Consider the following 13537-nt stretch of genomic DNA (forward strand, 5'->3'; position numbering starts at 1 on the left):
ATTTCAGGCTGTTATCATTTCGTTAACAATGAGTTCTACTTCTTTATTTATTTTTCTGAAATTGGTCATTAGAACTTCTTCCTTCCGGTCATTTCCTTTTTTGTCGATGAATGAATAGTAATTTGGCAGTGAGACATAATTATTTTCCTCGTTTTTAATTGCCTTCATATCAAGATTAATTTTCCCATTGATTGCCGATGTTTTATACTCTTCAGTATCATTTTCTTCACCTTGTGCGATCATCCCGACCATTTCCCCAGTTTTGAGCGCAGCGATTTTACCTGCAGGAATCATAAAATCCATTTTTTCATTAATACTGGTAGTCGTTCCTTGTTGTGAAATAGATTGTGAAAAACTTTTCTGTTTGATTTTTCCAAACATTTTCTCCATCCAATTCAATGTGTTTTTATCTCTTGCTGAACCTGAAAGAATATTTCCAACAATAGCAGAAATCGTATCAGCAACTTCTTTTTTGTAGAACTGGCGAAGCTGCGGAATTTCTTGAAGTCCTAGTAATACGGCAATCTTATTGCTTCTTGCAGTGGCAACAATATTGTCTATTTTATGAATATAAATGGTCGGAAATTCATCGGCGATAATTCCTCCCGGCAAATTATCTTTCGAATTGATCAATCGTAATGTTCGATTTAAAACCGATGAATACAATGCAGAATTGATATCCTGTGTTCCCGGATCTGAAGCCAAAATTAGAATGGATGGGTTTTCTTTATCTGTTATTTTCAGTTCTACTTCATCACCTGAAAAAACCCAAAAGCTTTCTTTGGTAGCCAATCGGGAAAGGAAGATTTTCAAAGTACCGACTTGTCCTTCTAACTGATCAAATGCTTTGTTATCATAAGCAGTTTTAAAAGGTGAAAGCAAGGAATAAATTTCTTCATTGGTAAAAAGAGTATCGAAAATATCTTTATAACTTCTATTCATAAAAGATAGAATATGAGGTAAATCAGAATACTTTCCATTCTCGAAAGTCGCAAAAAAGTAGATGCAAGAAGAAAGAAAGTTGATCGCAGATTGCGTAAAAAATGCTTCCGAACCACCACCAGAACTTGAGCCTCCTTTTTGTAAAGATGAAACCATAGATTCTGCCATTTCCTGTGCTTCTGCTAAAGTTCGGATGTATTCTTTTTTGAATGGATTAACTCTTTTGGATTTCTCAACGTCGTTCAGATTGATGACATGCAATTGATGTTGATAGTTAGAATCGCTTCTTTTCTTTATGAGATAATGATAGTAGGCGATTTTGGCCAAATCGGGAAATTTAAAATCATAAATACAAAGACAAAAACCTTTATCAATCATTTGTCGTATTGCCGGATTAATAACACCGAAAGATTTTCCAGATCCAGGCGTTCCAATAACCATCGTTCCTCGAAACGGATTGATGTTGATCCAACCTTTGTTGGTTTTTTTATTAAACCGAAAGAGGTAAGGAATATTAATCGATGTGTCGGTTTTCACCAGTTCTTGATTTTGAGCAAAACTTTCCTCTTCAATATTCCAGCGGTCTTTACCCATTTTCTGTTGCATTAATTTTGAAATATTATCGGCACCAACTTGCGCTATCAATGCCCCTAGAAAAGATAAAAATGTATAAATAATTTGATACAGATTTAATGGTGGAATTACTTTCGGAAGAGTATTGTTTCCTGCTTCAGAAATAAAAACGAGGGAAGAAAACATCAGTGATAATCCTATGATAATTGGTAAAAGGATTTGTTTACCAATATTCAAATCTATTTTTTTCTTTGCCCTTGTTCCTATTGCAACCAGTGTAATAAGAATGATCGTACAGATTTTAGCATTTAAAGGTGGGTAAAAAAGACCCATCTTCGCGAACTTTGTCAAAAGATCAGTTACAAATGGAATATTTGCAGAAAGAAAAAACAAAGAAGCACAATCCAATAAGACGATAAAATAAACCATCTTTTGGAAAAAGCTATAGATCTTAATTTGATTCTGTTGTTCTTGCATGAGTGAAATATTAGAGGTTATGAAACTGAAGACTGAAGAGATTAAAAAGTATCAGCATTTAAAATATCAGAATACTTCACGGTCATTTCGATTGCTCTTCCAGAGAGTTGTTCTTCTAAAAGTCGAATTTTCATCACCTTACTATTGGGATAAGTAAATTTTTTGAAGACGTAAATATTGCGGTAACTTTTCTTGAATTGTTTTTGATCATATAATTTAAAAACCGGGTCAAGTGCGATGCACTGATTATTGGTTGCCTTGTAGATTTTTTTATCCTCTACAGAAAATTTAATCGCATCGATATCATAACCTAAATTGGAAGAATTTAGAAAAGTCATGTCCAAAAAGATGTAATCATTTACCACATAAACATTGTTGATTTGCATCGTTAATTTGAGGCCTTTTACTTCCCGAATAGGTTTATTTACTTTCTTTTTACGCAAAATATCTAAAGAGAATCGATGCAGTTCTGAATTAGAGAATGCCATTTTAGGATATTCAAGCGGCTGCATGTCTTCGGGTTGAATTTGGATATTGGTTACCGCGTTGCCTTTAAAATCTAAATAATTGACTTTGTACTGAGCCATAAACGATTGGCAAACGATGGTAATAACTCCTAAATTATTTACGTCAATATCTTTACGAATTGAAGTTGAATCCATTTCAGTCGCATCGGTGATTTTTATTCGTGCGATATTTTCAGCAGGCAAATCACCAGTGAGATTACTGGTTGATAAATCCACAAATTGGATGGGCTCTGGAGAAATAATATGAAGACTAACTCCATTTGAAATATCTAATTTTGTTAGATCTGACACTCGCTTTTCGGGCATTTCTGTTTGACCAGAAACTGATATTACTGCAAAAATCGATAATGCAAGAAGTAATCTTTTCGATGTATTTTTAATCATTTTCATTTTGTTTAAGTTCTTTGTCGTTAATAAGAAAGATGTAAGAATTGTATTTCAGTTTTGCTTTGTTCTGGCGGATCATGTTAGAAATGGTTTTAGAAGTCGAACTGAATAAACTGCTAAAAAGACTGGTGAAAAAACTTTCTCCACTGCTATCCATTTGAGTTCCCTGTACAGAATTGGCACCCATTTCTCGGAGCATTTCTCGAAAGTCACTTTGTGGTACATATAATCCCTGCATTCCGTCCATGTCAAAAACAGAAAGATTGATGGGAAGAATTTCACCGTTATTTAAAATTGAAATCACATTCAAATTCACTCTCTGTAGAGAAAATCCTGATATTTGACCGTACAAAATAGACCCTTTACTAATTTTATGTTTTCCAACATTGATGTCTTCCAACAGACGAAAACGGATTCGGCTTCCGAGATATCCTTTTAGATTTTCATCAATCACTGCTTTTATAAAATTGTTATCCTTTTTCTTCGAGATTGAATTAAAACTTGGATTCAATGATGACTTATCTACGCGAAGTGTGGAATTTAAAAAAGCGGCCATCTTTTCTTTATTCTTTTTCAACTTTTTTTCAGAAGCCAATGCAGACTGATATTCCGGATCTTTTGCTTTTTCCAAAGAATCCATCATCAACATTTGTTTTCTTAACATTTTCACGGGATCATTCTCTTTTTCCTGTTTTGCAGCATTTAAACCTGATGGAGAATCGGAATAATTACTTGCGTTTCTTCCTTGTCCATTGCTTTCATTATTCAGCATCCGTATCATTTCTGCGGAACGCTGAAAATCTTTTTCATCAGAATTTATTTTTGACTGTTGCTTGTAGTAACTACCCTTTCCCAAATCAGTTGAACTTCCATTATTAAGAGATCGAACTGTTTTAAGAGAATCGATATACCGTTTTTGTTGATCATCAAGGTTATCCGAAAAATTTTGCAAACTATCTTCTTCTTTATCAATTCCATCAAGCATTGATCTTCCATCTCCTTTTTTGAAAAAATCATCATAGGCTGCATTTTTCGATAATATAGAATCCTGCGTTTCTCCCAGATTAAGCGATAAATCTTGCGTTACTTTCTGTGGCTGTTTTTCTTTCCCCAAATATTTTGTCGTCTGATAGCCAAGAAAAAGAATGACTGGTAGAAGAATCAGTGGAAAAATATATTTTGGCTGTTTGAAATTGAGTTTCTTAATATCCATTTTTCAAAGTTTGATATTGGTTGAATAAATATTCGATTCTGAGACTGTCACTTTTAGTTAAAGGACCATTCTCTCTTTTGTTTTTTAATTGCTGAAGTTCCTTCACTACGCTACTCATTTTCTGTTCAGTTTTATCCATATCAGATTTTATTTGATCGCTTTTTGAATAAAGGTTTGGAATGTTATTTTTGAAGGAGAATTTCGGCGTGAAATAAAAATATTGAATGAAGATCAAACCAAAAGAAATGAGCAAGACAATCATTACGTAACCGTAAACTTGCTTTGGATGTTTCATAATCCAGTCCTTAAACTGAAGTAATTGTTCTTTAACGAAGTTGTATTTTTCAATGATCATTAGTAGTTGGATTTTACTTTGTTAGACAGTTCGCTATTATCTAAAATTCTCCAGTTTCTCAGAAGAACACCGTGTGGATTATTTGGACTTCTTATCATGTCCTCAAAATTCCCCTCTGTAATCAATTTCCGAATGATTAGGGACTTTTTCCGGTTGATCATCTGCGTACCATAATAGATGAATTTTCTATTTGGTAAATCTATTTTTATGGAATCGTTCCTTACCGTAACCAGAGAATTTCCAGAGATAATCTGATTATAAAATCCCTTCTCTCGCAGATTTGTATATTCTTTTTTTCCACTATCATCAATGAGGTAAAGAGATTTCTCGACGTTTTCCTTGATGTATCTGTCGTCTGGTGCGAGGGTAAAAAATAAGCGGTGAAATAATTCGATCTGAGATTGATACTCCACCGGTCTGTTTAATAATTCGTCTGTTTGTTTAACCAAAATTGGAACACCGTTGTCAATCACGTACAGCGATTTCCGTGAATCTTGCACAGTTTTGTAAGCCATCACAAATCCTGCAATAACAACGAAAACCGCAAAGAGTATCGATGCTATTGACACCGCTTTATTTATTTTTATTTTTTGTTCTATATTTTTAACTAGCATGATTTAAAGTTGTAAATGTTAGACTTCAGATAGGAGATTATCTTTATTTGTTATTCATTTTACCGACCGCTTTTGCTATTTCTTTACCCGCAACTACGGCTCCTGCAACTCCGCCCGCAGCCGCTGCTGTTGCAGTTCTTCCCACTGCTTTTCCTGCGCTCGCTACCGTTCCTCCGGCGGCTTTTCCTTTGCTCATAATTCCAGCACCGCCAGCGGAGACAATTGAATCGGAAATCGAAGGAACCATCAAAATTCCTATTCCGGTTATGATATAGGCAACTGCAGGAAAAAGAGCGGTGTACATCATACCGCTGTTTTGTACGTAAACCCGAAGCGTATTCATATCTGCAACACCGCCGGAATCAATCATGAGCGCATATCGATCGAGTTCCATTTGATATCCTGACATAATCAATTGCTGACCAATATTGATAATCGTGTACGTGATGAAGCTGTAAAGATTAATATTGATGAATTTGGTAACCCAGTTATTAAAGGAGTTCTCAAATCCTGGTATGAGGGACATTCCTACGGCAAAAGGGCCCAAAACAATTAATATGTAACTCCATATTTTCTGAATAAAAAAAATCAGATAGGTACAGACCCGAAGAATGGTAAGAGAAACTGCTTCAATAATTTCTGATAATGTTTTTTGAATTTTAAATTCCATTTTCATATACCATTCTTTAGCGGGCGCCAGTAATTTGTCTACATCGATATCGAACCAACTGTCGTCTGCTTTTTTTTCTAACTTATCCAAAGTTTCTTGCTTGGCTTCCTCTTCTGCTTGCGTTTTTATAAGAATTTCTAAGATTTGATTTTGTTTTTTGAATCTTTCAACTCTCAAATCATTAGCATCTTTTTCAATATCTTGAAAAAGAGCGATTCCTGGTTCTGCCAAAGATTGTAGTGGATATTGAATCATATTGGTAAAAGCACCCCAATACATTAAAATAAAAGCAATGATTGTAGGACGGATCATCGGTGTTACTTCCCAAGGTCTTGCGCCTTCCTGCATTTGCCAACCCAAATAACCCATATAACATAAGGCTCCGAAACCACCAACCGCCTGTCCGAGCATTACCGCGCCTGCCGACTGAGCTGCCATTGTAGTGTCTAATCTTGTAAATGCCTCCATAAACCATTTTTCAAAAGCACCATCACCTTTTAGAAATTGTAGCAGTTTGTTATAACTATCAGTTTCGCCAGCCTGACTTAAAATAGGATCGTTACTTTGACCAAAAATTATCATTGGCAAAAGGAATAGTAAAAGACAAAGCGTTAGCGTTAAATATTTTTTCATGCTTTAAAATTTATTTTTATATTCAATCATCATTTTTTGAGCAATCGCCAAGTCATTGGATCTCCAATCAGATTCTAATTTCGTTCTTGATTTCGTCAGAAGTTTTTTATAGTCGAGAAATAAATTATTTTTTTGATCGAAAGCTCTTAACTGATTTACAAATTTTCTCCAACCAATTAAGGTTTCGTGATACATTAGAAAGCGCTTTCCACGAGGCATATCCAAAGTCCGCGAGTTATTGTACTTATCTTTTAGTAGTGCAAGTTCTTTTTCAAGATGTGCAATTCCTCCATTAGCCAACATATTTTGATACGTTTTATCCTCCTTTATTTGCCATTGGATATAATTTTGAGGATTGTCGGGAAACTCTTTCAATGGTTTGAGCATTCTTTTATAATAGAGCAACCAAAGAGGATCGGCTTCAACAGTTACAGAAGTCCAGTGAGCAAAATCTTGTACGTTTCTTGTGTATAAAGTATCGACTTGAAGTTTGATTTTCTCAGCCTCTTTTCTTTGAAATTCTAACTCAGCGAATCTTTGAATTTCTAATCCGGTTGGTTTCAATGGTCGAATGTCTGCACCATCCTTGTAATCTCTATTTCTTGATGGAGCGAGCCAACCCCAAACGGTGGCATAAGCGAAATTGGTTTGTATTCCTAAAAAGTATTTTGGATAGGGACGAAAATCTCCCCATGATTCAAATACCATTCTCTTATTGTGCGCGACAATTGAAGGATCATTCAATCTTTTGACTTGCCCATAGCTTAATGAGCTTCCAACAAAAATTGTAAGAAAAAGCAAGATTTTTTTTGTGTAATTTTTCTTCATCGTATTAATTAAAAAGGTTTTGGTAATAGATTATGATTTTTTTAACAATAGCTCTGTCAAGATTTACATAAGTATTAATGGTCGGAATTTGATAGATATATGGAATTTTCTTAGCGTTTTTCAGCCTTATTTTAATACAGATCAGATAGCCATTTATCATTTGAGCTTTGGAAGAAAGATTTTGAATCAGTACTTGGCGATCGTAAGGATCCATCAGAAAATCGTTTTCTTCATGAAGTATATCCTGCGTAAGTTCCGCCTGCATTTTAAGGAGTTCCTGTACAGCTGCTATGTAAAATCTGTTCATTAGAATAGCATATTCGGGATGTTGAGCAGTTAGAGCCAGAACGTCATTTGCATTTTGACCGATTTGTACAAAAGTTTTAGATAAATAATATAGTTGCTTTCCTTGCTTGATTGCTGAATTTATATTGGTGAGTTTATCATAGATGAATTCTTGAATGGCAACTACTTGGGCAATTTTTTGATTGATATCGTTGTATAACTTTTTCTGCTTTTCATAAGAGTTTAGAAAGGATTCATTGCTCGCCAATCGAACCGCTTGATTTTTGGTCAATTGTGCTATCAGTTGGTCGTTTATCACAATAGTTTGTCCTTCTGTAAAAGTTAATCCTCCTATAACAGTCAATAGAGCAAGCGTTATTTTTTTCATGTTCTTACTATTAAAAGTGATTGATAATTTGTTCTACAATCTGTTTGTCCTTATTGATATAATTGAGGACAACAAACTTTGTCCACTCCACTTTCCGCTTGATATCTCTGATCTTCATCAACATAAAAAAGGAATCTCTTCGAAGTCTTGTAACTTCCTCCAAAGCATATTCTAACAAAATTTTTCGTTCGGATTTTTCCATTTGATTAATTGCACCATAGGAAAGAACAATACCCGTTAGTAATCGCACAATCATTTGCATATCATCAACAAATTTTATTTCTGCAGGCAAAACAACAATGAGCGAATAAGGAGCGGTTTGAATTTCTGTAATTATCTTGGATTGAATATCTTGTATTTTCTGACTTTCCAGAAAAATGGCATAACCGGTGGGAATGGCCTGCATTGCAAAATCAACAATTCTCAATCGGTCTTGAATTTTAGTCGTGGTTTCCTTAAACTTTTCCCATTGTTTTTTATTGACAACTTCGGTTGCTAAATTGGTGTCTTGCCAATTTTTCATTTCTTTCTGTCTTTCATTTTCCTGCATCGTGTGCCGAATCTCTTGATTCATCATCGGAAATGAAACATTCTCTTTTTCCCACGGAGGAGTCGGATTTCCTCCGGATGAAGTAATTACCAGATAAACTGTTGGAAGCATTATTGAAAGAAATAGTCTTTTTTTCATGGTGCTTTTTTTAATATTAAAATCTGTTTTTATAAGTCCACATAATGTTTTGCACAATGCTTATATCAGTATTGATATAACCTTGAAAAGGATTAATAGACTGAAACCATCCTAACCTTATAGCTCTTTCGATATTCAGTTTGGTAGAAAGCAACCATATTTTAAGCATTATTACATTTTGAGAAACCGAAAAAAGTAGTTTATAACGATCTCCTGCAGTAGCAAGATTTAATTCTCCCGGCTTTAATAAGTCTGTCACATCTGTGGTCAATTTTATGACCTGTTCATACGCTTTTTGAGACGCCTTAACTCCAAAAACAGCATATTGTGGTTTGTCTTTTGTTAGAATTAAAATATCACTTGAATACTGTAAACAGCGGTCCAGTTCGTTATAAATCCCAATCACCTGTACTCCATTTTTCAATGTTCCAGATACCTCATTCAAACCTTTGAGAACGGTGTTTTGAATATTATTTGCCACCACCATCTGTGTTCCTACCCAAGCTTGAGCTTGTTGCAGTTTTGTTTGTTCCGTAATTGTTTTTTCCTGCTGATTTTCAAGATTATCCGAATATAATTTTAACGCAAGTGTTGTTGTCACATCGATGTAAGTGTTTTGCGCCGAGACGAAATTTACTACGATCAACAAAAGAATAAGTCTAAACTTTTTCATAATCGTGCTTTTTAGAATGAAGGAGTTCTTTTAAATTCAATCCACGATCTTGCATTTCCTGTCCAATTATTTTCAAAATATTTTGGTCTTTGTTTGCATTTCTTATTTCCTGATAATAACCAAGAATATCTTCATCAAGAGGTTGTTGATAGAGATTGACTAAACCAACCATATTTTCCATTTTGTCCTCCAGTTCAGTAAAGTCTTTGATAAAAAGTTGCAGTGCTTCATCATAACTATCAGATTGATGCGCGTAATATTCAATGGCGATCTTCTCGGGTTTCTCTGTCGTATAGGTTAAATATTGCTCCAAGGCAACTTCATTCCCATAGACTTCTCCTTTCGATCCACGTTTCAAATAGAATTCCTTGAAGCGGCTTCTTCCGAACTTATTATTCAGATTATTAATGGTGAAAATCTTGTTTTGTTCCACTTTGTTTAGTGATAGCAAAGAGGCGATTTTATCAAAATTATCTTTGAATTTAGTCTGGTCTAATAAGATAAAAGTGTCAGAGTTATTAATGATAGAATCCTTCACAATGGTGTTGCCAATAATATCATCGAGTTCCTGAGTTACCACGACCGCTTCACCCCAGAATTTCCTTACTGTTTTATACAAATAAAGAATATAACCTCCCATTAATTTTGAGGCAATTGCTTTCCAAGCTTCTTCGATAATTAATGCTTTTCGTCGGTCTTTTCTCAATCGCATTTTCTGGATGAACGTGTCCATAATAATAAGCGTGACGATTGGAAATAGTTTTGGATTATCTTTTACATTATCAATCTCAAAAACAATAAAGGGCTCATCAAATAAAGTACTATCTGCATTTTCATTCAGCGTTGTGCCATATCGTCCACCTTTGTAAAAGTCTTTTAATACGAATAAGAAGGTTCTTAGTTTGAATTCACTTTCATCAATTCGGTGCTTTTTATTATTGAGATAAATCGGTAAGAACTGATCACAATAGTCGTAGAAACTGTTAAATGATAATTCTGCAAACGCAAGTTTATTCTCTAACTCAACAATTCTTTTGATGAGCGCTTTTCGTAGTGCATCGTTCCATTCTTTGGTATTCTCTGGTCTTTTTATTACAGAGTTAGCTTTGGTCAAAATGAGTTGCGTTTCGTCATAAATTTTTCTTTTTTCTTCATCATTCAAAGTTTCGTAAGCTTCAAAGACTTGAAAAAATTTAGAAGAATCGTAATCCGGGTTATCCAAATTTTTATCGGGATGATAAATCTGAATCATTTTCCGTCCTTTTTCTCTAACATGAGCAGTGGTAGCATCAAAAGGAATTTCCAGAATATCGTAATAGGTTTGATGCTCTTTAATTTCGCTTTCAAAATCAGCATGAATATCCTCTTCGTGAATGTTGTATTTTTTCAAATAATGAAACAAATCTTCAGAGCTTTTCTCTTCGTACCAATTGTTGCCACCATTAAAAAACTGATGATAATAAGACATCAACACATTATCTAAAATAGATTTTTGAGTCGAACTCATCGAAGCATCTGCACCTTGCCAAATCAAAAAAATAAGATTGGTTAAAAACTCAATTTTTTCAATATTGAACTCCTCTTTATCCATTAAAAAGGGATTCATTGTGATTGGTTTTTCTTCGGTGTATTGAATATATCTTCCACCCTTGTAAGCACAAAGACCGGAATAGGAATCGCCGGTATCTACAATAATTACATCATAATTGTAAGTAAGATATTGTTCCACGATATTGTTCATCAAAAAAGATTTACCAGAACCGGACGGACCAAGTACAAACTTATTTCTGTTATTTATTCTGCCGGTTTTCATTGGTAAATCTGATGGGTCTATTTTTAAGGGTACTCCTTGTCGATCTGTGAAGCGTAAGTAAAAATTTGATTCTTCGTTTACGGGATAACTTTCTTTAAAAAAAAAACAAAGCGCAGCTTCGCTTGTCGTTGTAAATAAATCGTATGATTTCAGTTCCACTGCATTTCCGGGAATAGAACATCTAAAAAGTTCCAGTTGATTGTAAGAATTTTGGGAAACGATAATTCCTTTCATGAACAATTTATTTTCAATTAAGGATTGAGTTTCTTCCATTTTTTCAAGAGAATCTGTAGAATAGGAAATAGAAAAATGGGCATCGACGATGAGTTGACCGTCCATCGCTATATTATGAAGCAGTTCATCAATTTCTTCTGCAACGATGGCATTTGAGGGTGAATTATTAGCGACGCCTTCATGCTTTTTATTCTTTTTTTCTAATTCTCGCTGTTTTGAAGCTTGATGAGGAATCGAAATAATCTGATTGTAAACGATGGTTTTGTAATCGTCTAATTCATTGATAAAAGAAAAATTGTCAACTGCTGTTTCCGAAGCGGAACCGTTACCACCTAAATAGGAATAGGTTTCAATTTCTGAAGGTAATTCGATTTTTTCTATGTCTACGAAACTAATCGTTTTAACAAATTTGTTACCGATGTTAAGATGTTCATGCGTGGCTTTAATATTATCAAAAGAAGGCGTTTGAGCAAAATTCATTGATAAAATTCCACTGATATAATGTTCGAAATCCTTTTCCTTTAAAAACTGGGGATCGCAGTCATTTTGAGATAATAGCATAAAGATTTTAAGGCATTTATCTCTTAATATTTTGTACGCTTTTTCAGAAAAATTGTATTTGATTTTCTTTGTATTTTGATCTATTATATCTGTAAACAATAAAAGGGTATCGATGGTTTTGAACATCCTACCGTCAAAATGTTCGGAATATTTTTGCTGTAAAAATTCATTTGATTTTTCAGCAGTATATTTTTGTTTACTGAAAATATCAACCTTCTGAACAATATGACTTTCCCCAATGATCGCAACAACTTGATTCAAAACCGTATGAAATTGTAGATAGGCATCAGGATCAGCAGAATATTGTTCTACATTATTTTTGATTTGAATTCCGATAACAGGATTGCCGAACTGACCGATGAGCACATCAAAATTCCAGTTATTATCTTTCCCGTAATCATACCCGATAAAAGGAATATCAAAAGTTTTTTTCTTTAAGTTCATGATTTACTTTTTTTGGTAAAAGTTTTACATTTCTGAATTTTGTCGGAATAATGTGCAATTCTTCTTCGTTCCTTGTTTTGTTATATAGCCCTTTGCTATCCTGCATTTTGTAACTGAGAAAGACTCCAGTTCCTCCTATTGCTGCGCCGATGATCATTCCGAATAATCCAAACAAAGAAGAAAGTATCGCAACTGTAATAAGTCCACCAACGGCTGAACCCATCGCGAAGTAGATATACTTGTCTTTTAGTCCGAAAAATATAAGGGGCTTTTTCAACCCCTTATAAAGGAAATATCCCATTAGAATATTGCCGCAATAAATGTTGGAACTAGCAAAAGGAAAATACAGGCACCTCCCCAACCAACAATTTCTTTGTTGATGTCTTGGTCTCCATTCGTCCATTTGTTGTAAATCCTAATTCCTCCGACCGTTCCTACGATGGCACCAATGGCATAAATCAGCAATCCCAAATCGGTGATATAACCGGAAATAGTTGAGGCTGCTGCACCTAAAGCCGCACTACCACCAGATTGTGCAAATGCAGGAGTTAAGGACAGAACAATCGCAAAAACAGTTATTGCTCTTTTCATCATTTTGTGTTTTTTGAATTCTTGATTCATCATGTTAAAAAATTAAGGGTTAAAAATTATTATTGATTTACATTGCGGATGATTGATAAACTTTGAATCCATCGATGTTCTTAATTAATTGAACATTGGTTTCAGCTAGATTTAACATTTTCTTCCATCGGTCACTATTTAATTTTTTGATTGCTAAATTCACTTCGTCATTTTGTTGGTTCTGAATTCGTTCATCGTCGATTATTACGGAATCAAGTTTCTCTTCAAACTTTAGTTCGGAATCTTCAATAATTTTTTCTTCGGTTGGTTCTATCAATTTTTTAGCATTAAACGAATCAATGTTTTGTTCAGATTCAAACCGTTCTCTCCAATGATCCATATTTTGTCTTTCTTCTAACAGCGTTGTTTCAATTGGAAATTCACGTTGACTAAATGATTTTGGAGTATTTAAATTTTCGACATCTTCAATACCTACAGTTGTGACTTCGGTTTTGTTTAACTCCTCAAAATCAAGGTGATAAAAGTCTTCATTCTCTTCAGAATTCACAGCAGATTCTTTTTTAAGAAAGAGGTCATAGACGATATTCCCAACGTAATAGAGTGCATAAAGTGCGAGTAGAATAATGATAAATTGTGTCATTTGTTTCAAG

At 34.2% G+C, this 13537-nt stretch carries 14 protein-coding genes; all 14 read right to left on the reverse strand.

Annotation, left to right across the window (positions count from 1 at the left end; translation table 11 throughout):
• Positions 1-3 precede the first annotated feature (3 nt).
• Positions 4-1992, reverse strand: coding sequence for a type IV secretion system DNA-binding domain-containing protein (locus Q73A0000_RS05320; RefSeq protein WP_193813039.1), 1989 nt, complete (start codon positions 1990-1992; stop codon positions 4-6).
• Between the two features lie 41 nt (positions 1993-2033).
• Entirely contained in the window at positions 2034-2903 is an 870-nt protein-coding gene (gene traN / locus Q73A0000_RS05325) for a conjugative transposon protein TraN (RefSeq protein WP_193813040.1), read from the reverse strand.
• Positions 2896-4119, reverse strand: coding sequence for a conjugative transposon protein TraM (traM, locus tag Q73A0000_RS05330; protein WP_317174275.1), 1224 nt, complete (start codon positions 4117-4119; stop codon positions 2896-2898). The genes traN and traM overlap by 8 nt, the downstream gene beginning before the upstream one ends.
• Positions 4109-4474 (reverse strand): hypothetical protein, encoded by a 366-nt coding sequence (locus Q73A0000_RS05335; protein WP_193813041.1) that lies wholly within the window; start codon positions 4472-4474, stop codon positions 4109-4111. The genes traM and Q73A0000_RS05335 overlap by 11 nt, the downstream gene beginning before the upstream one ends.
• Positions 4474-5088, reverse strand: a complete 615-nt coding sequence (traK, locus tag Q73A0000_RS05340) for a conjugative transposon protein TraK (protein WP_193813042.1) — start codon at positions 5086-5088, stop codon at positions 4474-4476. The genes Q73A0000_RS05335 and traK overlap by 1 nt, the downstream gene beginning before the upstream one ends.
• A 43-nt stretch (positions 5089-5131) precedes the next feature.
• The gene (locus tag Q73A0000_RS05345; RefSeq protein ID WP_244140808.1) at positions 5132-6391 is read right to left on the reverse strand and encodes a hypothetical protein; all 1260 of its coding nucleotides are present in this window, start codon (positions 6389-6391) and stop codon (positions 5132-5134) included.
• A 3-nt stretch (positions 6392-6394) separates the two neighbouring features.
• Positions 6395-7135: a hypothetical protein gene (locus Q73A0000_RS05350; RefSeq protein WP_244140809.1), complete on the reverse strand. Its 741-nt coding sequence runs from the start codon at positions 7133-7135 to the stop codon at positions 6395-6397.
• A gap of 88 nt (positions 7136-7223) precedes the next feature.
• Positions 7224-7892, reverse strand: coding sequence for a hypothetical protein (locus tag Q73A0000_RS05355; protein ID WP_193813044.1), 669 nt, complete (start codon positions 7890-7892; stop codon positions 7224-7226).
• A 10-nt stretch (positions 7893-7902) separates the two neighbouring features.
• Positions 7903-8580, reverse strand: a complete 678-nt coding sequence (locus Q73A0000_RS05360) for a hypothetical protein (RefSeq protein WP_193813045.1) — start codon at positions 8578-8580, stop codon at positions 7903-7905.
• 16 nt (positions 8581-8596) lie between these two features.
• Entirely contained in the window at positions 8597-9253 is a 657-nt protein-coding gene (locus Q73A0000_RS05365) for a hypothetical protein (RefSeq protein ID WP_193813046.1), read from the reverse strand.
• Positions 9240-12305 carry a TraG family conjugative transposon ATPase gene (locus Q73A0000_RS05370; RefSeq protein WP_193813047.1) on the reverse strand — a complete coding sequence of 1022 codons (3066 nt, stop codon included), beginning with the start codon at positions 12303-12305 and terminating at the stop codon, positions 9240-9242. The genes Q73A0000_RS05365 and Q73A0000_RS05370 overlap by 14 nt, the downstream gene beginning before the upstream one ends.
• Positions 12280-12582 carry a DUF4133 domain-containing protein gene (locus Q73A0000_RS05375; protein WP_317174276.1) on the reverse strand — a complete coding sequence of 101 codons (303 nt, stop codon included), beginning with the start codon at positions 12580-12582 and terminating at the stop codon, positions 12280-12282. Before Q73A0000_RS05375 ends, Q73A0000_RS05370 begins: the two co-directional genes overlap by 26 nt.
• 23 nt (positions 12583-12605) lie before the next feature.
• Complete coding sequence (locus Q73A0000_RS05380; protein WP_410504124.1) at positions 12606-12929, reverse strand: DUF4134 domain-containing protein; 324 nt, start codon at positions 12927-12929, stop codon at positions 12606-12608.
• Positions 12930-12963: 34 nt separating this feature from the next.
• Entirely contained in the window at positions 12964-13527 is a 564-nt protein-coding gene (locus tag Q73A0000_RS05385; RefSeq protein WP_193813049.1) for a hypothetical protein, read from the reverse strand.
• Between the last annotated feature and the right edge of the window lie 10 nt (positions 13528-13537).

Source organism: Kaistella flava (ex Peng et al. 2021) (genome assembly GCF_015191005.1).
Taxonomy (GTDB): Bacteria; Bacteroidota; Bacteroidia; order Flavobacteriales; family Weeksellaceae; genus Kaistella; species Kaistella flava.